Raw genomic sequence first — 21,242 nt, 5'->3', positions numbered from 1 at the left:
GCTCATGCTGTGCTGCTAACTACGCTCGTAAGGACGACCTTAAGAGCGCAGCCTCGCTACCATGCCATGCTCCCGCAAGGCGGCCTTCGCCGGAGGCGTACGGTGCTGGTGGCGATCGGCGTGGATTGGGAGGGCCGGCGCCAGGTTCTGGGCGTTGAGCTGGCCAACCGGGAGAGCCATTCGAGCTGGCGCGAGTTCCTGACGGGACTCAAGACTCGCGGGCTCGCCGGCGTCGAGTTCGTCGTCTCCGACGACCATCCGGGGCTCAGGGCGGCAATCCGCGAAGTGCTGCCCGAAGCGGTCTGGCAGCGCTGCTACGTGCACTTCCTCAGAAACGCGCTCGACTACGTGCCGCGCAAGGTCGACGACGATTGCCTGATGGAGCTCAGATGGTTCTACGACCGGCGCGACCTTGCCGAGGTCAAGCGCGACCTGGCGCAGTGGATCGCCAAATGGCAGGCCAAATACCCGAAGCTGGTCAACTGGGTGGAGGACAATATCGAGGAGACGCTGAGCTTCTATCGGCTGCCGCTTGCCCATCATAAGCACATGAAGTCGACCAACATGCTGGAGCGGCTGAACCAGGAGATCAAACGGCGCACCCTGGTCGTCCGCATCTTCCCCAACCCGCGGAGTTGCCTGCGGCTGGTTCGGGCGTTGGCGGTGGAAATCCACGAGAACTGGCTCGAGGCGACCCGCTATCTGAACATGGATCATCTGCGCGAGCACAAGAAGGAGAGCCTGAGGGCCTTGGCCGCCTGAGCACCGTCATGTGTCCGCCGCTCCGCTAAACACGGGGGCTGCGCGACGGACACCCCGACGTCACCGCGATGCCACGCCATTTTTGCAGAACTTGACGCACACAACTCTTCAACGGCACCATTTCCTCGCAACGGCCGGCCTCTTCATCGACATGCATGGCTCAGTGGGCCAGCCGCTGGGGCGGCCTGCAGTGCGCTTTGCGCCTGCCGCGGTCATTCGCTGCTGACCATCCTGGATCTAATGGTAGTGAATTGCCGGCACGTGCAGCAAAAATACGACATGAGGCCGGCCATGCCGCACTTGACTTGCACATATTAACCAGAATAAATCATACATAATGTTGTGAAAAAAGACGACACATCTGGGAGGATCAATGAAAATTACGGCCATCAAGGCGCTGGTCTGCAATGCGGAAATGCGCAACTGGGTTTTCGTTCGGGTCGAAACCGACGAGCCCGGTCTGTTTGGCTGGGGTGAGGCGACGCTGGAATGGAAGACGCGTGCCGTTGTCGGCGCGCTGCAGGACCTCGAGGCACTGCTCATCGGGCAGGATCCGCGAAATGTCGAGCAGTGCTACCAGATCCTGACGCGCCATGGCTTCTGGCGTCTTGGCGTCGAGGGAATGTCAGCCGTCAGCGGCATTGAGATCGCACTTTGGGACATTCTGGGCAAGTCGCTGGGCGTCCCGGTCTGGCGGCTTCTCGGCGGCCAGGTTCGCGACTATCTGCGCACCTACACGCATCTCGGCCTAGGTGACATGAAGGCGGTCTATGAGACGGGATCCGCCGACGCGATCGTCGAACGCGGACGCATCGTGACGCAGGCAGGCTACGACGCGATCAAGGTCGTCTGCATTCCCTACACCCACTACGTCTCGCCCGCGAAGGCGGTGGACGCCGTTGCAAACATGGTTGGCGCGCTGCGCGAAGCCGTCGGTCCCGATATCGACATCATGGTCGATTTTCACGGACGCCCGGCCTCCGTCAACGCGGCAATGGACTATCTCAAGGCGATCGAGCCGGCCCGCATCCTGTTCGCCGAAGAACCGGTGCCGCCTGAAGATGTCGCCGGCCTGGCGCATATCACCGCGCGATCGGCGGTACCGATCGCGTCCGGCGAACGGCTGATCGGGCGCCGCGAGTTCACCCACTCGATCGCGGCGCGCGCCTTCAACATTGCCCAGCCCGATATCTGCCATACCGGCGGCCTGCTCGAGACCAAGAAGATCGCGGCCCTGGCGGAAACGGCGGGCATCGGCCTTGCGCCGCACAACCCGCTCGGCCCGATCGCCGGCGTCGCAGCACTTCACTTCGGCATATCGACGCCGAACGTCATCATCCAGGAGGAGATGTCCGGCGCGGTCGCCTGGTACGACGACGTCGTGACCTGGCCGATCCAGCGCAAACCAGGTTGCTGGGACGTGCCCGAACTGCCGGGACTTGGCGTCACCGTCGATGAGGGCGTCATAGCGCGCCACCCCTTCAAGCAGGAAGTGCTGCATGCCCGCAACGCGGTCATGCCCGACGGCACCGTGGTCGATTGGTGAGCGCCATGACAGGCAGGCTTCAGGGAAAGATCTCAATTATCACCGGCGCCGGACAGGGCATTGGTGCCGCCACCGCCCAGGCCTTTGCCATGCAGGGGGCAAAGACCATTATCGCCGAACTAAATGCGGCAAGCGGAAAGGCAATCGCCGACGCGTTGCGTGCCCAGGGTGCCGACGCCCTTTTCGTTGAAATCGATGTCACGGACCAATCGGCGGTAGCCGACATGGTCGCCCGCACGATCGCGGCCTATGGCGGCGTCGATGTTCTCGTCAACAATGCCGGCGCCAACGTCTTTCACGAACCCCTGCTGATGCCGGAGGAGGAATGGGACCGTTGCCTGAAGCTCGACCTCCAGGCCGCATGGTTCTGCGCCAAGGCCGTTCTGCCGACCATGCTGGCGAACGGTTCGGGATCGATCGTCAACATAGCCAGCTGCCACGCTTTCAAGATCATTCCACACACATTTCCCTATCCAGTTGCCAAACATGCGCTTGTCGGCCTGACCCGCTCGCTCGCCATCGAATATGCGGCGCGCGGCATCCGCGTGAACGCGATCGCCCCCGGTTATGTCGAGACGCCGATCGCGGAAGCCTACTGGAACACATTTCCAGACCCCGCCGAGGAGAAGCGGCGGGCCTACGACCTTCATCCGCCCAAGCGCATTGGCCGGCCGGACGAGGTTGCAATGACGGCCGTTTTCCTCGCTTCCGACGAAGCGCCGTTCATCAATGCCGAGACGATCATCATCGATGGTGGACGCTCGGTTCTCTACCACGACTGACAACCACCAAGCAGGGAGGATCCACATGAAAACGACGACCAAGGCATTGGCAACATTGGTGATACTGGCTGCCGGATTGATGGCTGGCGCGGCCAGCGCCGACGACATCAAGATCGGCTACATCAACAAGATGGGCGACCATCCATGGTTCGTCGCCGAAGTCGGCGGCGCCAAGAAAGCGGCAGAGACGGCCGGTGCCACCTTCGTATCGCAGGACGTCCAGTTCGATGCCAATTTGACGATCACCACTTTCGATACAATGGTCGGTGACGGCGTCAAGGGCATCGCCATCGTCGTTCCCGACAAGGCGCTGGGACCGGTCATCGCCGAGAAAGCCAAGGCAGCGAAAATTCCTTTGGTGGCGGTCGACGACGACATCTACTACCAGGACGGCACCCAAGTCCCCTATGTCGGGATGAATGCGTACAACATCGGCGCGCGCGTGGGCGAGGAACTGGCCAAGCTCTACAAGGCCGACGGCTGGGCCGGCAAGGAGGTGCGCATCGCCTCGATAGAGGACCGCAAGGCGGACACCTGCATGCAGCGCAACAAGGGCGCCGAGGAGGCGTTCCTAAAGGCGGTGCCCGACTTCAAGCCCGGCAACATCGTTCGCGTTCCCTACGACAACACGATGGTCAATGCCATCGACGTGATGACCACCACCTTGACCGCCAACCCCAGCGTCACCAACTGGATCTTCTATTCCTGCAATGACGATGGCGTGCTGGGTGGGGCGCGTGCCCTGGAAAACGCCGGCTACACCCCGGACCAGGGCATGGGCATCGGCATTGACGGCAGTCGCGCCTGTGATGCCTTCGGATCAGGAAAGCCTTCGGCATTTCGTGGTACGATGTGGCTGAACTCTGCAAACCATGGCGCGCTGGCGGTAAAGATCCTGCTGGCCTCGATCAAGGATGGAACGCAGCTGCCGGTTCAATCCTTCACCGACCCGGAATACATCACCGCCGACAATTTTGCCTCGGACTACAGGGCTAAGCTCTGCAAGTGAACCGGCTACGCGTCATGCGCCGCAAGGCGCATGACGCTGTTCAGTTGCACGTATTTCCAGGGAGTGAGCTTTGACACAACCGGAATTCTTCTCGCTCGACAAGGTATCGAAGCGCTTTGGCGTCGTGCAGGCGCTCGACACCGTCTCGATTGCTTTCCGCCCAGGCGAGGTGCTCGCTCTGGTCGGTGAGAACGGCGCCGGCAAGTCGACGATGATGCGCATTCTCGAGGGCGTGTTCGGACCGGACACCGGTACCGTGCGGCACGGTTCCACGCCGATCGTTTTCGGCGAACCGCGCGACAGCCACAGGGCTGGAATACGCGTCATCCACCAGGAGCCGGAGATCGTGCCGAACCTGACGGTGGCCGAGAACATTTTCGTCGGCGAATTGCCGCGACTGGCAGGCGTCCTGCTCGACTGGCGCAAGCTCGAGGAGCAGACCGACCGGGTGCTTGCGACCTTCGGCATGCAGCAGGACATGCGGCCGCGGCAACTCTGCGGCACACTCGGCCCGGCGCAACGCCAGATGATCGAGATCATGCGCGCCATCCGCGCCGGCGGTCGCCTGATCGCTTTCGACGAGCCGACCTCGTCGCTGACCGATGACGAAGCGCGCCGTCTGTTTTCAGTCATCCGCCGACTGCGCAAAGATGGGACATCGATCATTTACATCTCGCACCGGCTGAACGAGATCATCGACCTTGCCGACCGCATCGTCGTTTTGCGCGACGGTCGGCTGGTCGACGATTCGCCGGCGGCCGGCGCCAGCGAACAGACCATTGCCAAGCTCATGGTCGGCCGCGACATTGCCGACCTGTTCACCCGCGAGACGTGGCGGTCGGGGGAACAATTGCTGGAGGTGTCGGGCCTGACCACCGACCGCGTCAGCGATGTCAGCCTCAGGGTTCGTCGCGGCGAAGTGCTCGGCATCGCCGGCCTCATGGGCGCGGGTCGCTCCGAACTGGCAAAGGCGATTGTCGGCTACGACCGGCGTCTGGCCGGCACCATAGCCATGAACGGTGTGTCCGTTCTCCCCAACAGTCCGCATGCGGCGATCGTCGCCGGCATCGGTTTTGCCCCCGAGGACCGCAAGCACGAGGCGCTGCTTTTGTTTCGAAGCATTCTCGACAACGCAGCACTTTGCGTGCCCGACAAGACGTCGAGCTTCGGCTTCTTCAACCGGCGCAAGGCGCTGGAGATTGTCTCGCCGCTGGCAGCCAAAATGTCGATCAAGGCTCCCAATCTCGACGAACAGGTTTCAAAGCTGTCGGGCGGCAACCAGCAGAAAGTCGTTCTGGCGCGCTGGCTTGCCCGGCAGCCGATGCTGCTCATCCTCGACGAACCGACCCGCGGCATCGACATCGGCGCCAAGGCGGAAATCTATCGACTGATCGATGAACTCGCGGCAAGCGGGATCGGCATCATGCTGATCTCTTCGGAAATGCCGGAACTGATCGGCCTCGCCGACAGGGTTCTGGTCATGGCAGGAGGCCGGATCACCGCCGAATTGTCCCGGCCCGACATCGACGAGGCGACGATCCTCAAACACGCCATGCCGCAATCCGCACCAGCGCTCGGAGACCACATCCAATGAATAGCCTCGAGCTTCGCGCCTCGAAAGCGCAGACCGACGCCAGCGGCGCTTCCTCGCGCCTTGTGGAGCGCCTTGGCGTCCACAATATCAGCCTGCTGGTCGCGCTCGCCATTCTCGTCGTCATCTTCGGTTCGCTGCGCGGCGATGTGTTTTTCTCCAGCCGAAACCTGCTCAACATCGGTCTCGGCATCACCATCCTCGGCGTGCTGGCTATGAGCCAGACCGTGGTCATTGTCGCCGGCGGCCTCGATATCGCCGTTGGCGCCACTGTCGGACTGACCACCGTATCGACTGCAATGGCCATCCAGGCGACCGGGTCGCCGTCGGCGGGCATCGTTGCCGGCTTGGTCCTTGGCGGTCTTGCTGGTCTCGTCAACGGCATCATCATCACCTACGGACGGGTCAATGCGGTCATTGCCACGCTCGGCACCATGGCGATTTTTCGCGGCATCGCCTTCATCATGTCCGATGGGCAGTCAATCGCCATCTTCAGCGACACGTTCCGGTTCATAGGCATTGGGCGGATCCTCGGCCTGCCGCTGCTGATCTGGATTCTTGTTCTGACCGCGATCGTGTTCCATCTCTTTCTGGCGCGCTCGATCGTCGGCCGCAACATCTATGCGCTCGGCGGCAATCCCGTTGTCGCCCGCTTCTCCGGCATCAACATCAACCGCTACCGCGTCGGAATCTACATTATGAGTGGCGTTGCCGCCGGATTGGCCGGGATCCTGCTGGCCGCCCGCACCGGCTCGGGGCAGCCTGTATCCGGATCGCAGGGCCTGGAACTCGAGGCCATTACAGCGGCGGTTCTGGGTGGCTGCGCCTTGCAGGGCGGCAAGGGAACGATTGTCGGCGCGCTGCTCGGCGTCGCCATCATTGGCGTGCTCAACAACGGAATGATACTGACGTCGGTACCAAGCTTTTATCAATTGCTTGCAAAAGGCTCGCTGCTGATCCTTGCTGTGGTGATTGCCGAGTACCACTTGAACAGGACATGACTATGGACGCGGTGACCGCTTCGATTGGTCAAGGCAAGCAGGATCCGTCCGCCGGGGATGGCGCCACGTCATCCCTGAAGGATCGTATCGCCCGCGATCTCGGGCAGCGGATTCTCGCCGGCACCTATGCACAGCACGCGCTGCTGCCGACGGAGGCTGAACTGTGTGTCATCTACGGCGCCAGCCGCACAGCGCTTCGCGATGCGCTGCTGACGCTTTCGGCCAAGGGATTGATCGAGGCGCGCAAGCGGGCAGGCACCCGAGTGCGTGTGTCGAGCGAATGGAACAGGCTGGATGCGCAGGTTCTCGAATGGATGCGCGATATCGAGCCCGATCTCGATTTTGTTCGCGGCTTGATCGAGGCGCGGCTGGTCATCGAGCCAGCCGCCGCCCAGCTTGCGGCGAAGATGGCGACCTCGGGCGATCTCGCGGTGATCGAAGCCGCCTACGAGGCCATGCGCATCGCGCCGGAAGATGACCTCGCCGCCTGTCTCGACGCCGACGTCCGCTTTCATACCGCCATCCTGCGCGCCAGCCGCAACCCGGTTTTCGCCAATCTCGGCAACATGCTTGCGGCGGCCCTGAGCTTCTCCTTCCGATTGACCACATCGGCCACCGCCAACTATCAGCAGACGCTGAGCGCGCATGGCGACGTGCTGGAGGCCATCCGCATGCGCAGGGTTGACGACGCGCATGACCAGATGAAAGCGCTGATCGGCATCGCGTCGAATGACCTTCTCGCTGTCGCCCGCAAGGGTCGCCATCAACAGCCGGCCGCCGCTGCCAAGGCCGATACCTCCTGAATGATCGGGACCATTGAAATTCGAAGCGGCGACCTGTCCGCCGAGATTGTGCCGTCGCTTGGGGCTGGTCTGGCGCGGTTCGACCATGGCCGCGTGCCGCTGTTCAGGCCGTGGCCGGAGCACGGGAGTTCGAACCCCTTCGATCTCGCCTGCAATTTGCTCCTGCCCTGGTCAAATCGCATCTCGAGCGGCGGCTTTACCTTCGACGCCAAATTCCACGAACTGCTTCCCAACCTTGCCGGCGAGCCGTTTCCCATTCACGGCAATGGATTTTCAAGCGCATGGAATGTCGACAGCCTGACGCCGGACCAAGCCAGGCTGTCGCTGATCAGCGGGGGACCCGGGCCGTATCGGTACCGAGCGGAGGTGAGCTACGCGCTGACTGGACAGGCGCTCGAACTGCTGCTTCAAATCGTCAACCGCGCGCCGGTCAGGCTTCCGTTCGGGCTTGGAATCCATCCATGGTTGCCCAGAACCACACGGACAACGCTTCACGCCCCGGCGTCACAGGTCTGCCTCGAACGGCCCGACCATCTTCCCGACGGGTTCGTGGATGTCAAAACCCGTCCCGATTGGGATTTCGGCACGCCGACCGCCTTGCCAGGTGGATGGATAAACAATGCCTTTGCCGGCTGGGACGGCGTCGCTTCCATATGTTGGCCGGAGCAAAATCGTGGCCTCAGGATCGAAGCGTCGCCGCCCCTGAACTTCTACCAGGTCTATTCGCCATCGCGGGCGAGCAACTTCTTCTGTTTTGAGCCGGTAAGTCATGTCGTCGATGCTCACAACCGCGGCTCGATCGAAAAATGGAATGGATTGTCGGTGCTTGGCCCTGGCGAGAGCTTGGTGGCAGGTTGCGGCTTCCGTGTCATGTAGAGCGATCACTCACCCATAAAACCAAACCAAACTAGCCGCCTCCGAAGGCTGTGCTCTGCCGCGATAAATCTCGCTGTCAACGACGTCCGCTTTCGGCAGTGGTGCCGGGATGCTGAGCGGCCGCCCCATCAGGATCGACTCCCGTCGTTCGAGCCAAAATGTCGGGCGCACAACTGCCTGTCGCCTGTCTATTGGCGATCTCCGCTTTTGGTGAGTGGGCGGGGCCGCAGGAATGACTGCCATGGATATCGACAGTTGCTTCTTCAGGCGGCGCGGCCGAAGCGATCGACCCTGAAATCGTCAAGCGGCGTTTCGCAACGGTCGGTCGTGATGAGCTCGGCCATGATCGGCAACATGTCCCTGATATAGCCCTCGCAGCCAGACCAGGTGCGGATGACCGCGACCTGCGCGATTGCCGGCAGCAGCCGCGCGACCGCGCGCAGTTGTAAAGGAAGGCGCATGGGATCGGCCGTCGCATGGCCTGGATCGAGGTCCACCGGCACCCTTTCGGCCGCGCCACCGAACACGATATTGCCCCGCTCGACCTGACGCAGATAGGCGCCATGGTCCTTGTCGCGGGTCCAGATGCCGACCACCGGCAGGATCCGATGCGGCAGCGGCTCGGTCACGCCAACACCATCATCCAGCGCAAGGGCGCTCGCGCTGTTCACCAATGCCGGCTTCGAGGATGTCATCGAACTGGCGCGGCTTCGCATGCCGGACATATATTCCCTGTTCTGCTCGCGGCCGGACCCGCTGATCTCGCGCGACATGGTTTTCGGCATTCCGGCCCGCATGCGTGCCGATGGGAGCGAATCCCAGGCGCCGGACATCGCGGCGGTGGAAAGGGCAGTGGCAGTGGCGAAAGCGAACGGGGCGCAAGGGATCATCGTGTCTTTCTTCCATTCCTGGCGCAATGCCGCTCAGGAAACTTCAGTGAAGGCAACCATCGTGCGTCTTGCGCCCGACCTGTTCGTTTTCTCCTCGGCCGAGGTCTGGCCGGTTATCCGCGAGTACGAACGCAGCTCGACCGCTGTCCTCAACGGCTATGTCCATCCGCGAGTCTCTGGCTATCTGACGGCGCTGGAAGAGCGGCTAAAGGACCACGGCGTGCCGGCCCACCCATGCTGACGAAGTCGAACGGTGGGCCCACGCATAGGATCGCGGGCGATCCCAGCCAACGGTACCATTGGCTACTTCCGTAATTTGTTGAGATTGCCATGTAATTTCCTGTTTTGAGCATTGCCGCAGCGCGCGGACGGCTCAAGCCGGCATGGGAACATGTATGAGCTCGATGCGATTGCCGCAGCCGTGATCGGCGGAACGTCACTTGCTGGCGGGGGTGGACCGGATCGGGGCACGGTCATCGGCGCGGTGATCCTGGGTGTGATGTCGTCAGGCTTCACGTTCCCCGCGGTTCGACGCCTACGGCAACCGGCGCGTCGGGGCCAGCCGATACGGTCTACATCACGCGGCTTACCGGATCGGCGTCTCGCCGCGAAACAGCGGCTGGTGTGCTCGCATCAAGGCGGCAATCCGGTCGGCGACTTTTCGTACCGGCGGGGAGTGACGTTCCTCGTGATGGGTGACGATCCATTGGTCGGTTTCGAGTTCGGGGATGGGCTGCGCGACGCGAACCAGCCGCGGATCGCTGTCGCCGACGAAGCAAGGAAAGATCGAAAGCCCGGCGCCGGCGGCTACCAGTTCGCGCACCGAATGGGTGTTGTTGCCGCGCACGGCGATGCGGTCGCCGTGATGGGCTTGTAGCCATCGCGCCGAGGCAATGTTTGCCCCGTCGCCGGTGACGCCGACGAACAGGCCGGCGGCGATGCCATTGATCAGGTGGCGTCCGGAATAAATGGCGTGAGCGACCTTGCCGCTCTGACGGCCGGCCATCCATTGCTCGGTCGGGCGCTCGCTACGGATGCCGATGTCGGCGGCACGGCGGCCGATGTCGACCCGGTCGGTGGTGGTGACGAACTCCACCCTCATGCCGTCATCGACCGTCCAGATTTCGCCGATGTGGGCGGAAACGAAGGCCGAGGTCCATGGCCCGGCCGAGACGCGGACAATGCGGTCGGGCAGGTTTCCTTGGCGCCAGCGGGTCAGCGACTGCATTGCTGCCTCGACGTCTTCGGCGCGCCGCAGCAGTTCTTCACCGACCGGGGTCAGTCGGTAGCCGGTCTGCCGACGCACGAACAATGGCTCGCCGATCTGCTTTTCAAGCGCGGTGACGCGCCGTCCAAGGGTGGCTGCGCTGAGGCGCGTGGTTCCCGTCGCCGCGCTCAGGCCACCCAGCCGCGCAACGTCGAGAAACAATCTCAAATCGTCCCAGTCGATATCCATTTTGCAGAAATGAAAAACTCGTTGCGACCGTGGCTGTAGCGCGAAGTGGGCATCACGCGCAAGTATGCGGGCATTGGAGGCGTTGGACAATCCTGCTTGATGGGACAGTGAAAAGCGCCTCGACTGGCCAAGAAGCCAGCGCAATCCTTTCCATCGCGCGTGCCTTTCGCGCGGATGTTTTGCGCTTTCGACTGACCCAAAGGAGACGATCATGCTGTATGAACTTCGACGCCGTTTCGCCCGCTGGCTTTCCTATCGCCAGACGCTTGCGAGCTTGAGACAGGTTTCGGACCGCACACTGGCGGATGCCGGCATTTCTCGCGAAGAGGTCCGCGAGCGTGTCCACCACGCCAGTCTGGATCGTTGAGACAATGGAGGCGAGCATCGCCTCACACATTGCGGAACTCTAACCGGACCAGATGCGCGGGAACGACCGAGACGTTGACTTCGCGTTGTACTCCCGGTCGTGAGCTTGCCCACGTCTTGCTTGCGTCATCCCACGGAATCCGGATCATGGTCCATCCTCCAGGGTTGCCGCGATCCCGACCGATGCCGTAGACACGGCGACCATGGTTGGCGTTTTGAATTGGCGGAGAAAAAGCACATGTCAGAACAGATGAAGATCATCTCCACCGCCAGGTCGCACGGCGGCGTGCAGGGCGTCTATTCCCACGCTTCGGATGCCTGCGCCTGCGACATGAATTTTGCCGTTTTTGTGCCGCCGCGGGCCCGTCAAACGCCTTGCCCCGTGGTGTGGTACCTCTCCGGCCTCACCTGCACCCATGCCAATGTGATGGACAAGGGCGAGTACAGGCGGATGGCCGCGGAGCTTGGCCTGATCGTCGTTTGTCCCGACACGAGTCCGCGTGGCGCCGACATTCCCGACGAGAAGGACAATTGGCAATTTGGCAGTGGCGCCGGCTTCTACGTCGATGCGACGCAGGCGCCTTACGCGAAGAACTATCGCATGTACTCTTATCTCACCGAGGAACTGCCGGCCCTGATCGCGCGGGAATTTCCGGCCGACATGAGGCGCCAGGCGATCTTTGGCCACTCGATGGGCGGCCATGGGGCGCTGACGATTGCGCTGAAAAACCCAGAGCGCTTCAAAAGCTGCTCGGCGTTCGCGCCGATCGTTCAGCCGGCCACCGCCGGCTGGTCGAGGCCGGCCTTCGAAAAATATCTCGGCAACGACGAGGCCTCGTGGCGCGGCTACGACGCCACCTCGCTCATCGAGGATGGACACCGTTTTCCGGGGTTTCTCGTCGATCAGGGAACGTCGGACGGATTCCTCGATGATGGGCTGAGGCCCTGGCTTCTGGAGGCGGCCTGCGCCAGGGCCGGCATTCCGCTGACGCTGCGCATGCAGGACGGCTACGACCACTCGTATTTCTTCATTTCCAGTTTCATGGACGACCATCTGAGATGGCATGCGGAACGGCTTTCGTCGTAAGCCGATTTGGGCGACCGTCTCTGGCATCGCCTTTCGGAGCCGGACATCTCGCTGGAACCGTTAAGCCTTGCGCAATCTATGCGGTCTATCTTGGCTGGTAGATTGTCGAGGGAACATGAAACGCAAGCCGCTTCTGCTCTTAGCCTTCCCGTTTCTCATTCTTGCGATCCTGGCAGGGGAGCGCATGGCGACCTTCTTGCTGGGAGCCTATCCAGCGAGCCCCGCCGCATGGTGGATATGGCTTGAACTGCGCCCTTTGTCGACGATGCTTTGGCAGCAGGTCGATGTCTATCTGGGGGGCTCGATGGCCCTCGACGCAGCCATCATTGCCGCGGCATCGCTCGTCTGCTGGATGGCGTGCAACACCAGAAGGTCGGCTTTCTTCTTCCTCGCCAACCACGTCGCCCTGATTTTCGCCGGGCTGATGATCGCGGTCGGCAGCCATTCGGAAACGGCAAGCACGATCGCGGCGTTCACGTCGCCCAGCGGTCTTCCATTCTCGCTGACGGTTGATTTCACCTTGAAGAACAGCCTGGTGCTGCTTCTGGGCGTCACGGCCTGTGCCTACTGCCACATCGCCTTCCTCGCCGAAGCGCGGGAGCGGTCCGTCCGGGCCATTCGCATCCTGGCCCTGCGGCGCGATCTCTAAACTGTTCCCACCAGGTTAGTTGATCCTGCGGTAATAGACCTTGCCGTCGGGCTTCTCGATGCGCTGGTAGTTGGAGCTTGGGGGAGGGGGCGCCGCCGGTGCGGTCCTCTTCCTGGGCGCGGGCGGCGCTTCGACGACGCCGGGTTCGCTGTCGTCTTCGAGAGCTTCGGGCGCTTGCGCCAGCGTGCTGGTGGTGATCTCGGACGGTTCCGGAGCACTCGACACGGCCTCGCCGCCGGCGACCGGTATATTCTTGGCCAACCGGGCAATGCTGCCATCGATCTCGTTGAAGCTGCCTTGCAACTGGCTGTCCAGTTTCTCGAACCGGCTCTGGAAGCCGTTGTTGACCGTGTCGAGCCGCGCCGCGATCCGCTGCTCGAACGCGCCGAGCTGCTCCAGCCGCGCCTCGACGAAACGCAGGTCGCTTATGCCCCGGTAGAGATAGACCGCGGCCGCTATGTTGATCCCGGTGATCAGCAAGGCGCCGCAAGCCACAACGATGCCGATCGTCCTTGTGCTGCCGGGTCGCTCGATGGCGCCCTGTTCGCGCTGTTCATGGTTTCCGATATCGATCGCCGGCATGTCCGGTTCGCTGATCGTCGTCATTGGACCACCACCTTTGCGCCGACCGCGACGCGCTTGAAGAGATCGATCACATCCGTGTTGGTAAGCCGAAAACAGCCCGATGTCCCGTCGAAGCCGACACCCGTCGGATCGTTGGTGCCGTGTATGCGGTAGAGCGTGTCGCGCCCGTCCCGGGACAAATAGAGCGCCCTTGCGCCCAGCGGATTGTAGGGACCGGCGGGCACCATTTTCGGCAGCTCCGGCTGGCGGGCCCGCATTTCCTGCGGCGGGCGCCATTCCGGCCATTCGGTCTTGCCCCCCACCTTGACGATGCCCGTCCAGCCGAACCCGTCGCGCCCGACGCTGATCTGGTAGCGCAGCGCCTGGCCCTGGCGGGTCACCAGGTAAAGCGCCTTCTCGTCCTTGCGGATGATGATCGTTCCCGGCTGCTCGGCGGTTGGAAAGGCGACGGCCTTGCGCAGGCTGGGCCCCATCGCCGGCAGCGGCCGCTCGACCGATCGCGCCTCGGCGAAGTCCTGGACGGACAGCGCCAGCGCCACGCCGAGCACGCAGGCGCCGGCCAGCCGCCCAGCGATCCGGTATCTCGCGATCCGATACCTATCGGGCAGCGTCATCGAGCCGCTCTTTGAACATCCGCTTCAGATCCTTGTTGAAGCGCGCCCGCCCATCCACTTCCGATGGCGGGATGGCCCTGTTCAGCGCGTCGGTCAGAAGCGCGTTGTCCAGCGCCACCGACTTGATGTGCGGCGCCTTGAATATCTTTTCGAGCTCGCTGCGCGAAAAGTGGTTCCCGAACCATTTGCGCTTGTGCTTGTTGGCGACCAGCGTGATGTTGACCGCGTTGCCGCGCAACTCGCGGATCTTCTTGTAGAGCCGCTTGCCTTGCCGCAGCGAAGCGACATTGAGCTCGAAGACGATGAAGATCTCGTCGCTCGTCGAGAGCACGGAATTGTGCCAGGGCGTTTCGAGATTGGGCAGGTCGATGATGATGTCGTCGAAGCGGTAGGCGACCAGGTCCAGAAGCCGGAAGACGAAATCGCTGCCATGCGGCTCGAACGGCAGTTGCGGCCGCTCGAACGCGTAGAGGGTGAGGCCGGACGGGCGCGACAGCTTGATGACATCCATCAGCTCGACATCGAGCCGTTCCGGCTGGCCGATGATGCCGGCAAGATCGAACTGGTTGAACAGATTGAGATAGGCGCCGCAATTGGCGCTCTGGAAATCGAGATCGACCAGGCAGGTGGAAGCCGCGCGCTCGGTCGATTTCGAAGCCAGGAACTCGGCCGCCGACAGCGCCATCGTCGTCGCACCCGCGCCGCCGCTGGCGCCGATGAAGGTGATGATCCGGCTTTTCGTTCCCTGGTTGCCGGTGTCGTGGAAGGTCACCGCGTTGAGCAACTCCTTGCCGTCGAGCGGCTTGTGCAGCCAGTCGGAGGCGTTCATGCGCACCAGCACGCGCGTCTGCTCCGACGTCAGCTCGTCGGAAACCGCGATCAGCGGCACATCAGCCCACAGCGCGCGCGCCTCGACGATGCCGGGCCTGCCGAGCAACTCGCCATTGCCGAGATCGAGGATGACGATGCCCGGACGCGTGTCCGCCGGCGGCCCCTTGAGAAAGTCGTTCGTCTCGGAAATCCTGACATCATAGATCGCCAACGCATCCAGCCGCGTCGCCACATCGCGCTTGAAATTCGGATCCGACGAGAACAGCGCAACCTGCTTCCGCTTGGTCGGCGTAACCTTGGTGTTGATGGCATTCATGGCGCGGTACTCTTTAAATCTTCGCCCGTGACCGTGCTCAGCATGGAGGGCATGGCGATGTTTCCGAATCCGAGAAGTCCGCCCAGGAAGAAGAACTGGAAATTCAAATTCTGCAAGCTGACGGTTATTGTCGGAACAGGTCCGCCCAGACGGGTCTGGTAGCCCAAGCCGGTGGCGCTGTAGGTAATCACCACGTTGTCGCGGTGCAGGCCGGGAAAGAAATGGCACATTCCAACTCGCTGGTCTGTGCCCGCCGCTGGACAGGCGTTATCGTTGGTGTTGGCCGTGTCGCCGCGAAAGATGCGGCTGAAGTTGAAGTTGGTGGCATCGAATGCGCCGCCATTGCTGCACGCTCCTACGTTGCCGGTGTATTTGCAGACGAAGGGTCCATAGGCGGCAGCAACGACTGGGGCGCCCGGTGTCGTCGTCGGGCCAGCTCCCGTAAGTGCGGTGGCAACCGGATCGGAAATGGAGGCCAGCCGTGCGCCGAGCTGCACGGCCTTTGTGGCGGCGTTCCATTGATACAACGCATAGCCGAAATCGACGAAGCCGAGCACAAGGGTAAACAGCAGCGTCGATACGATGGCCATCTCCACCATCGTCGCGCCGTCCTCGGATTTTGCGAAGCCCCTGATCATGATCAGAACCGGATTAACCGCTCCTCGTGAAAGCCGCCGAGGGTGATCGGGCCGATGCCGATGAACGACAGCATCCCGACCCCAGTGTATGGGTAGGTGCCGACTGCGCGGACTACGCAGACTTGTGTCGTGGTGGATCGATACATGGTAACGCCGGCCTCCACGGCGGCTTGGCAGGTGTTGTTCATGGTCACCGTGACATCCGCTGTCCGCCAGCCACTGATACGCGGAACGTCTGGAATACCTGACACGTTCACTGCCGCCTTCCCAAACACCGCGATGTTTGTGGCTACTTCCGCACAGTTGATCGCCGCGAGCCCGGCATCGGTATACAACTTACTGTTGCAGCGCGCGGCAAAGCGGGCACCATCCGTAAGCCCGGCCTCCATCAGCAGCTTGTCGTGGATCAAATTGCCGAACTCGAACACGCCCGCCGACAACATCAGCATCAGCGGCGCGATCAGCGCCATTTCTACCAGCGCTGTACCGCGCCCATCGCGTCGAAATCTATTGAGATGATGGCCCAGCGTTGCGATCATCATCGTCACCGGTAAAGCTGGGCTTCGTCGCGGAGGAAATTATCAAGCGTATTCTGACCATCGTGACCGGTGATGTCGACCAGTTCAACCATCACGGAAGCATCATCCGATGCTGACATGACCGGTTCCGTAAGGAAGAAGCTGCCGAATGCTTCGACCGGCAGATCGGTGCTATGCCCGGACAGATCGTTGCCAGCACTTTCGAGTGCGTTGCAGTTCAGGATTGCCCCATAGAGCAGACGCCGGTCCACCGATGTGACCGGTGGTTGGCAACCTGCCGACGGTGTCCCGATTTCTCCACCCGTTGACGCGGTGCTAACCAATCCGGCCGATATCTCGTAACGGTAAACCTCATAGCGCGTCGGCTTGGTCGTGTTCCATGAAGCTGGATACAAGGTAGAACCGAAATTGGTGCTCCAATAGCTGGAAAAATCCCAATTTCCGTCACCCATCCTGCCACTCATGTACGGAGTGGTCGCGTCGCGCGGAAGGCCTTTTCTTCCAGCCTCCGTGAACGAGAGCTGGTTCATGGCAGGGCATTGATTTACGCTGCCTTTGACCTGTTTTGCCCCTTTCCGCACATTCGCAGAAGGACCGTATTCGGGGGCATTGAAGGTGCCTCCGGCTCCGATACCAAAACGAACATTGAAGGCGTCTTGCACAGGGCCAGCGTTCTGACCCGTCTTGGTCGAGACGCTCGCAGAACTGTAACACCCAATTGGCTTCGATGTGGCGATGGTTTGCGCGAGAGCTTGGGCGCCGTTTCCCACACCTGACGGGGGCTCTAAAAAGCCGAAGTTACCTGGCCCGGCGGCAGCCCCGCTACCGACTTTCCTCATTTCGATCAACCGACGATGCACAGCCGGGTCAGAAACGGCCTGGGCCAATGTAAATCCGCCCGCCGAATTGGTCCCGTTCACCATCTCATAAGGGTTGCACATGAAGACAGGCGTGAAATCGCAGACCCCAGAAGTGAAGCCCGCCACGGCGGCTGCCCCCACGTTGAAGCTGTTGCTGGCGCCGGACGACAAAAAGGAAGCCGGGAAGATTGCGTCAAAGCCGGTGGGCGTGACAGTCACCTGGATGAACCGCGTTTGCGCTTCTCCCACGATGGGATCGGCGTTCGCGAGATAAGTTGCCTGGTTGGCTACTGTTATCTGAGTGCCGTCCGCGGCAGGGATAGCTTTCAGAAAGCACCATGAGATACTTCCGGCACTATTGCATGGCTGTGTGCCTCCTGGTTGGGGGCCGGCCAATAGGATTCCTGGGCCTGCTGTCGAGAACTGGCTCTCATTGCGAACAAGCACGTCCATTGCGCGTTCAGCCCGCATCCAGGCCCCGCTGCTTCCGTCTAGTTCGGCCGCCGCGGCAAGTGCAAAGCTATCGGCGCCCTTCTGCAAATCATTGTGCAGATTGTTGATCCGGCTCATGTCAATCGCTAGCAGCGAAAAGCCGATGATCGCCGGCAGCGTGATGCTGACGAGGATCAGCGCTATTCCTCTCTGATCGTTCCAGAAGGCACGAATGGTCCCAAACATGACCTTACTCTCTTTCACGTCGCGTCAGGGCTCCTCGCTTGCCCGGCGCCCTCCGCATCCTTCCGTTCAGTTCACGGCGTCACACCCGACCCACCGACATTGACCGTGATCGCCGGCGGCGGCGGCGGAGGCGGCGGAAATTTGTAGTTGTGCGCAATAAGTGCGGCGCGCGTGCCGTCGCCTTCGATGTGTGTGTTCCTGGAGGCCGGATTGAGCGGGTCGACAGTCTGCAGCAGCGAATTGAACTTCTGCGGGTCGCCGGCGGCCAGGGTCACCGAATCATAATGGTTCAGATAGTCCGCGGCGCAGCCCGACAGCGCACCGGCGCACAGAATGAGGATCAAGGCGCTATTTCTTGACATAGAGCATCTTGTCCTTCGATTTGAAGTCGAGCATGTGGCCATAGGGGCCGGTGACGCCATCGCCCGTTTCGTATTTTCGGATCATATCCTTGTTAACCTCGAGCTGGCCGAGCACGAAGAATTCCGGATCGTTGGCGGGCCGTGTCTTGTCGAAAGGCGTCGCCAGCTGCTCGCCGGGCTTCACCGGCCGCACGATATGCGGCGTGACGATGACCACCAGCTCGGTCTCTTCCTTCTGGTTGCTCGAATTGCGAAACAGCGTGCCGATAATCGGCACCTGGCCCAACCACGGCACCTGGTTCTGAAGCTTGGTGGTCTTGCTGGACAGAAGGCCGCCGACCGCGAAGCTCTGGCCGTCGCGCAGTTCGACGACGGTATCCAATTTGCGGTTGGTGAAGATCGGGTCGCCGGCGGTGGTAAAGCCGGTCAGGTCGCTGACCTCCGGCGCAAGCTTCATATGGATCTTGTCGTCGGCGAGCACGACCGGCGTGAACAGAAGATTGACGCCGAACTGCTTGTACTCGATCTGGACTTGGCCATCGTTATCTACGCTGCGGATCGGGACCTGCCCGCCGGCGTTGAAGCTGGCCGGCTCGCCGGAAAGCGTGGTCAGATTGGGCTCGGCCAGCGTGCGCACCACGCCCTTGGCCTCCAGTGCCTCGATGACCAAATCGACCTTGATGTTGCTGTCGATGACGCGGGTGATCAGTGCCGCAAAGGGGCTGCTGTTCGACAACAGGCCGGTGATAATATTACCCGGTCCGGCCACCACATTGTCTTCATCGACGGCGGCATCGCCAGTTCCGGTACGAGTCGTGCCGCTGCTGTTGCGGCTCCTGATCGAGACGCCAAGGTCGCGTCCGGCATTGCGCTTGGCCTCCAGCACACGAACTTCCAGATTGACCTGCTGGCTGTCATCGACGGTAACGGAGTTGATGACGGCGTCGGGACCATACTGCTGCGCAACCTGCATGATTGCCTCCAGCGTCGCGCCGTCCTTGACATGGCCGCCGAGCCTGACTTTGCCGTTGATCGAGCCGATTTCAATGCGTGACCTGGGTGCCACCTGGCGGATTGCCGCCGCCATGTCGCTGACATCGACGCCGACCTCGATCTGGAGGGCGCCGAGCGAGCGCTTGTCCGTGGAAAACAGATTGACCGTGGTGGTGCCGGCACCCTTGCCGATGACGTAAAGCGTGCGGTCGGTCATCGGCTGGGCATCTGCGATCTTCTCGTCGCCGACGACGATATCGCCCAGATTGGCACTCACCTGGACCGTTACCGATTGCGACATCGGCAGGAAGATACGATGGACGCTTGGGGTCGATACGTCGATGAAACGGTCGGCCGCGTCGGCCGCCAGGCTCAACGACAGCAACGAACAGAAACAGGCCAGAACAGCGGCCGGTGATCCCCAGAACACGCGCATTTACGCTACCCCCTCGCCGGCTGATTCGGACTCCACATATCCTACTATGCCGGTGCTATTTTTGTCGCGGCACATCATATGTTTCGAGCTTTATACCTCGAAAGACACCGACTGTCGCCCGCGCCGGTGGTTCCGGCTGCACATATTTGACCACTTCCTTGACAACTTCTTTCACCTGCGGCGCAGATGCCACAGCCGGAGCCGGCTTTACCTTGCCCAGTTCATCGAGGCGGCTTCCCACTTTTTCCACGGCCTGGGTCAAACCGGCGATCCTGTCTTCGGCGCGCTTGCGCTCCTCCGCGGCCGCTGCTTCCGCTGCTGCCTTCCTGTCGAGTTCCGCCTGCCTGGCTGCGACATCGGCCGCCGTTTCGCCGGTCAGGTCGGAAAGCGTCACACGTTCGGTCGTCTCCCCCTTGCTGGCGGCGGCCTGGCGCAGCGCCAGCGACAATTGGCCGGCGCCTGCCGCCAGGGTCAGCTTCTGCGCATCTCTTGTGCTGGCCTCGAGCGTGACGGACTTGACCACTGTCGGGCTGTCCTTGCTTTCGTCGGCCACCTGGTCGATGGCGAGCACCTTCATGCTCTGCAGCAGCACGTCGACGAAACTCTTGTCCGTGCCATCATCGCCGCGCGCTGTGCGGGTGAGTAGAATATCGACTCGATCGCCCGGGAAAACGAAGCCGGCGACGCCGAGCACGTCGTTGACGCGGATCGAAACGGCCTTCATGCCTTCGCCAAGCACTGCCGATAGTGTGGCGCGTTGGCCGGGGCCAGTAATCTTGGTAGCAAGAATCGGCTCATTGACGCCGATCGCTTGCAATGCCTGCTTGGCGTCACCAGCTAACAGGTCCATGGTTGACTTGAACGCCCCGGCTGGGACCGCACCTGCCGGCCACGCGACTTCACGCAATTTATCCGCGGTGAGCGCGTCGCCGAACTTCAGCGGCATTGCCGCCACGACGACTGTGCTGCCCTGAACGAGGCCCGTTTGCGCCATGGCGCTACGCTGGCCGGCCAGCCAGATATTGACCAGCACAACTGCCAGAACGCCGAACACGCCGGCGAGAACGATCATGATAAGCGTATTGGCGCGCATGTCCCAAGCCCCAAGCCCCAATGCGGGATTCGCCCGCTGCGATCAGTTTCAGGCCCGGCTCGAACGATCCGGGCCTGAGTGTAGTCAGGCGATCAGGTGCCGACGCCGGTCGAGGCAATGCAGCTGCCGACGCTGCTGGCTTCCAGCGCGGTGCAGAGCGCCGAGAAACGACCGTTCACCCATCCGCCGATGGCGATGACCGTCATGATCGAGGCGACCGCAATGATGCCGATAAGGATGGAATATTCGACCATGGCAGCGCCGTTTTCATCGTCGCGGAACTGCCGGGTCATCGTCATGAGCTTGTTCATGTCAATTTCTCCCTTTGGAGGTTGGAACCCGACGAGACAGAGCAAAGGATGAAATCCATACCCAAGCATCCCCCGTCATCTCGATCCTAGGTCCCGAGAAAATGCAGAGTCAAACGGATTAAGAGTTCCTTAACTTTCATATACGTGATTCGGCAAGAATATTGCAAA

The 21,242-nt window shown here is 61.8% G+C and carries 23 protein-coding genes and 2 pseudogenes; 13 read left to right on the top strand and 12 right to left on the bottom strand.

The window, feature by feature from the left end:
• The 8 genes from NKG99_RS25810 to NKG99_RS25775 form a co-directional block, all read left to right on the top strand.
• Positions 1 to 762, top strand: a 762-nt coding sequence (locus NKG99_RS25810; protein WP_352871701.1) for an IS256 family transposase, incomplete at its 5' end; no start/stop codon positions are given.
• A 373-nt stretch (positions 763 to 1,135) separates the two neighbouring features.
• On the top strand, positions 1,136 to 2,308 hold the full coding sequence (gene dgoD / locus NKG99_RS25805) for a galactonate dehydratase (RefSeq protein WP_352871699.1): 1,173 nt from the start codon (positions 1,136 to 1,138) through the stop codon (positions 2,306 to 2,308).
• Positions 2,309 to 2,313: 5 nt separating this feature from the next.
• A complete protein-coding gene (locus NKG99_RS25800) occupies positions 2,314 to 3,090 on the top strand; it encodes an SDR family oxidoreductase (protein ID WP_352871697.1) in 777 nt (258 codons plus the stop codon).
• A gap of 25 nt (positions 3,091 to 3,115) precedes the next feature.
• Complete coding sequence (locus NKG99_RS25795; RefSeq protein WP_352871695.1) at positions 3,116 to 4,099, top strand: substrate-binding domain-containing protein; 984 nt, start codon at positions 3,116 to 3,118, stop codon at positions 4,097 to 4,099.
• A 70-nt stretch (positions 4,100 to 4,169) separates the two neighbouring features.
• Complete coding sequence (locus NKG99_RS25790) at positions 4,170 to 5,693, top strand: sugar ABC transporter ATP-binding protein (RefSeq protein ID WP_352871693.1); 1,524 nt, start codon at positions 4,170 to 4,172, stop codon at positions 5,691 to 5,693.
• Entirely contained in the window at positions 5,690 to 6,691 is a 1,002-nt protein-coding gene (locus tag NKG99_RS25785; RefSeq protein WP_352871691.1) for an ABC transporter permease, read from the top strand. The genes NKG99_RS25790 and NKG99_RS25785 overlap by 4 nt, the downstream gene beginning before the upstream one ends.
• A gap of 2 nt (positions 6,692 to 6,693) precedes the next feature.
• Complete coding sequence (locus NKG99_RS25780; protein WP_352871689.1) at positions 6,694 to 7,494, top strand: FadR/GntR family transcriptional regulator; 801 nt, start codon at positions 6,694 to 6,696, stop codon at positions 7,492 to 7,494.
• Positions 7,495 to 8,370, top strand: coding sequence for an aldose 1-epimerase (locus NKG99_RS25775; protein WP_352871687.1), 876 nt, complete (start codon positions 7,495 to 7,497; stop codon positions 8,368 to 8,370).
• Positions 8,371 to 8,633: 263 nt separating this feature from the next.
• Here the strand turns inward: NKG99_RS25775 and NKG99_RS25770 are convergent.
• A pseudogene (locus NKG99_RS25770) lies at positions 8,634 to 9,005 on the bottom strand (FAD-dependent oxidoreductase); the annotation flags it as partial.
• Between NKG99_RS25770 and NKG99_RS25765 the strand changes: the two are divergent.
• Entirely contained in the window at positions 8,956 to 9,501 is a 546-nt protein-coding gene (locus tag NKG99_RS25765; RefSeq protein WP_502913709.1) for a hydantoinase/oxoprolinase N-terminal domain-containing protein, read from the top strand. The pseudogene NKG99_RS25770 and the gene NKG99_RS25765 sit on opposite strands and share 50 nt — an antisense overlap.
• Before the next feature lie 121 nt (positions 9,502 to 9,622).
• Positions 9,623 to 9,819: pseudogene (locus NKG99_RS25760) on the top strand (ABC transporter permease); the annotation flags it as partial.
• A 27-nt stretch (positions 9,820 to 9,846) separates the two neighbouring features.
• Here NKG99_RS25760 and NKG99_RS25755 read toward each other — a convergent pair.
• A complete protein-coding gene (locus NKG99_RS25755) occupies positions 9,847 to 10,716 on the bottom strand; it encodes a LysR family transcriptional regulator (RefSeq protein WP_352871686.1) in 870 nt (289 codons plus the stop codon).
• 211 nt (positions 10,717 to 10,927) lie between these two features.
• Here NKG99_RS25755 and NKG99_RS25750 point away from each other — a divergent pair, with 211 nt between their 5' ends.
• The 3 genes from NKG99_RS25750 (at position 10,928) to NKG99_RS25740 (ending at position 12,818) form a co-directional block, all read left to right on the top strand.
• The gene (locus tag NKG99_RS25750; RefSeq protein ID WP_352871684.1) at positions 10,928 to 11,083 is read left to right on the top strand and encodes a YjiS-like domain-containing protein; all 156 of its coding nucleotides are present in this window, start codon (positions 10,928 to 10,930) and stop codon (positions 11,081 to 11,083) included.
• A 237-nt stretch (positions 11,084 to 11,320) separates the two neighbouring features.
• Positions 11,321 to 12,169 carry an S-formylglutathione hydrolase gene (gene fghA / locus NKG99_RS25745; protein ID WP_352871682.1) on the top strand — a complete coding sequence of 283 codons (849 nt, stop codon included), beginning with the start codon at positions 11,321 to 11,323 and terminating at the stop codon, positions 12,167 to 12,169.
• A 115-nt stretch (positions 12,170 to 12,284) separates the two neighbouring features.
• Entirely contained in the window at positions 12,285 to 12,818 is a 534-nt protein-coding gene (locus tag NKG99_RS25740) for a hypothetical protein (protein WP_352871680.1), read from the top strand.
• A 15-nt stretch (positions 12,819 to 12,833) separates the two neighbouring features.
• Here the strand turns inward: NKG99_RS25740 and NKG99_RS25735 are convergent, their stop codons facing one another.
• From NKG99_RS25735 to NKG99_RS25690, 10 genes are all read right to left on the bottom strand, one after another.
• A complete protein-coding gene (locus NKG99_RS25735; protein ID WP_352871678.1) occupies positions 12,834 to 13,424 on the bottom strand; it encodes a hypothetical protein in 591 nt (196 codons plus the stop codon).
• Positions 13,421 to 14,017 (bottom strand): L,D-transpeptidase, encoded by a 597-nt coding sequence (locus NKG99_RS25730; RefSeq protein ID WP_352871676.1) that lies wholly within the window; start codon positions 14,015 to 14,017, stop codon positions 13,421 to 13,423. The genes NKG99_RS25735 and NKG99_RS25730 overlap by 4 nt, the downstream gene beginning before the upstream one ends.
• A complete protein-coding gene (locus NKG99_RS25725) occupies positions 14,001 to 15,164 on the bottom strand; it encodes a CpaE/TadZ family protein (RefSeq protein WP_352871674.1) in 1,164 nt (387 codons plus the stop codon). Before NKG99_RS25725 ends, NKG99_RS25730 begins: the two co-directional genes overlap by 17 nt.
• The gene (locus NKG99_RS25720; RefSeq protein ID WP_352871672.1) at positions 15,161 to 15,802 is read right to left on the bottom strand and encodes a TadE/TadG family type IV pilus assembly protein; all 642 of its coding nucleotides are present in this window, start codon (positions 15,800 to 15,802) and stop codon (positions 15,161 to 15,163) included. The genes NKG99_RS25725 and NKG99_RS25720 overlap by 4 nt, the downstream gene beginning before the upstream one ends.
• 2 nt (positions 15,803 to 15,804) lie before the next feature.
• The gene (locus tag NKG99_RS25715) at positions 15,805 to 16,344 is read right to left on the bottom strand and encodes a TadE/TadG family type IV pilus assembly protein (RefSeq protein WP_352871670.1); all 540 of its coding nucleotides are present in this window, start codon (positions 16,342 to 16,344) and stop codon (positions 15,805 to 15,807) included.
• Between the two features lie 2 nt (positions 16,345 to 16,346).
• A complete protein-coding gene (locus tag NKG99_RS25710) occupies positions 16,347 to 17,879 on the bottom strand; it encodes a TadE/TadG family type IV pilus assembly protein (protein ID WP_352871668.1) in 1,533 nt (510 codons plus the stop codon).
• Between the two features lie 71 nt (positions 17,880 to 17,950).
• Positions 17,951 to 18,223 carry a hypothetical protein gene (locus NKG99_RS25705; RefSeq protein WP_352871666.1) on the bottom strand — a complete coding sequence of 91 codons (273 nt, stop codon included), beginning with the start codon at positions 18,221 to 18,223 and terminating at the stop codon, positions 17,951 to 17,953.
• Positions 18,224 to 18,227: 4 nt separating this feature from the next.
• Positions 18,228 to 19,670, bottom strand: a complete 1,443-nt coding sequence (locus NKG99_RS25700; protein ID WP_352871664.1) for a type II and III secretion system protein family protein — start codon at positions 19,668 to 19,670, stop codon at positions 18,228 to 18,230.
• A gap of 55 nt (positions 19,671 to 19,725) precedes the next feature.
• Entirely contained in the window at positions 19,726 to 20,763 is a 1,038-nt protein-coding gene (cpaB, locus tag NKG99_RS25695) for a Flp pilus assembly protein CpaB (RefSeq protein WP_352871663.1), read from the bottom strand.
• 92 nt (positions 20,764 to 20,855) lie between these two features.
• Positions 20,856 to 21,074, bottom strand: a complete 219-nt coding sequence (locus NKG99_RS25690) for a Flp family type IVb pilin (RefSeq protein WP_352871662.1) — start codon at positions 21,072 to 21,074, stop codon at positions 20,856 to 20,858.
• Between the last annotated feature and the right edge of the window lie 168 nt (positions 21,075 to 21,242).

Origin of the sequence: Mesorhizobium sp. M1409 (assembly GCF_040317535.1) — a bacterium.
Classification (GTDB): Bacteria; Pseudomonadota; Alphaproteobacteria; order Rhizobiales; family Rhizobiaceae; genus Mesorhizobium.
The sequence above is the reverse complement of the archived record's forward strand: the minus strand, read 5'-3'. Positions and strand labels throughout refer to the sequence as shown.

What these genes read in the sequence shown, in the direction of transcription:
- NKG99_RS25780 (WP_352871689.1), top strand. Translation starts at nt 6,694, where the DNA reads ATGGACGCGGTGACCGCTTCGATTGGTCAAGGCAAGCAGGATCCGTCC.
- NKG99_RS25800 (WP_352871697.1), top strand. Translation starts at nt 2,314, where the DNA reads ATGACAGGCAGGCTTCAGGGAAAGATCTCAATTATCACCGGCGCCGGA.
- dgoD (WP_352871699.1), top strand. Translation starts at nt 1,136, where the DNA reads ATGAAAATTACGGCCATCAAGGCGCTGGTCTGCAATGCGGAAATGCGC.
- NKG99_RS25750 (WP_352871684.1), top strand. Translation starts at nt 10,928, where the DNA reads ATGCTGTATGAACTTCGACGCCGTTTCGCCCGCTGGCTTTCCTATCGC.
- NKG99_RS25700 (WP_352871664.1), bottom strand. Translation starts at nt 19,670, where the DNA reads ATGCGCGTGTTCTGGGGATCACCGGCCGCTGTTCTGGCCTGTTTCTGT.
- NKG99_RS25725 (WP_352871674.1), bottom strand. Translation starts at nt 15,164, where the DNA reads ATGAATGCCATCAACACCAAGGTTACGCCGACCAAGCGGAAGCAGGTT.
- NKG99_RS25795 (WP_352871695.1), top strand. Translation starts at nt 3,116, where the DNA reads ATGAAAACGACGACCAAGGCATTGGCAACATTGGTGATACTGGCTGCC.
- NKG99_RS25785 (WP_352871691.1), top strand. Translation starts at nt 5,690, where the DNA reads ATGAATAGCCTCGAGCTTCGCGCCTCGAAAGCGCAGACCGACGCCAGC.
- NKG99_RS25720 (WP_352871672.1), bottom strand. Translation starts at nt 15,802, where the DNA reads ATGATCAGGGGCTTCGCAAAATCCGAGGACGGCGCGACGATGGTGGAG.
- cpaB (WP_352871663.1), bottom strand. Translation starts at nt 20,763, where the DNA reads ATGCGCGCCAATACGCTTATCATGATCGTTCTCGCCGGCGTGTTCGGC.
- NKG99_RS25730 (WP_352871676.1), bottom strand. Translation starts at nt 14,017, where the DNA reads ATGACGCTGCCCGATAGGTATCGGATCGCGAGATACCGGATCGCTGGG.
- fghA (WP_352871682.1), top strand. Translation starts at nt 11,321, where the DNA reads ATGTCAGAACAGATGAAGATCATCTCCACCGCCAGGTCGCACGGCGGC.
- NKG99_RS25690 (WP_352871662.1), bottom strand. Translation starts at nt 21,074, where the DNA reads ATGAACAAGCTCATGACGATGACCCGGCAGTTCCGCGACGATGAAAAC.
- NKG99_RS25735 (WP_352871678.1), bottom strand. Translation starts at nt 13,424, where the DNA reads ATGACGACGATCAGCGAACCGGACATGCCGGCGATCGATATCGGAAAC.
- NKG99_RS25710 (WP_352871668.1), bottom strand. Translation starts at nt 17,879, where the DNA reads ATGTTTGGGACCATTCGTGCCTTCTGGAACGATCAGAGAGGAATAGCG.
- NKG99_RS25775 (WP_352871687.1), top strand. Translation starts at nt 7,495, where the DNA reads ATGATCGGGACCATTGAAATTCGAAGCGGCGACCTGTCCGCCGAGATT.
- NKG99_RS25715 (WP_352871670.1), bottom strand. Translation starts at nt 16,344, where the DNA reads ATGATGATCGCAACGCTGGGCCATCATCTCAATAGATTTCGACGCGAT.
- NKG99_RS25765 (WP_502913709.1), top strand. Translation starts at nt 8,956, where the DNA reads ATGCCGACCACCGGCAGGATCCGATGCGGCAGCGGCTCGGTCACGCCA.
- NKG99_RS25740 (WP_352871680.1), top strand. Translation starts at nt 12,285, where the DNA reads ATGAAACGCAAGCCGCTTCTGCTCTTAGCCTTCCCGTTTCTCATTCTT.
- NKG99_RS25755 (WP_352871686.1), bottom strand. Translation starts at nt 10,716, where the DNA reads ATGGATATCGACTGGGACGATTTGAGATTGTTTCTCGACGTTGCGCGG.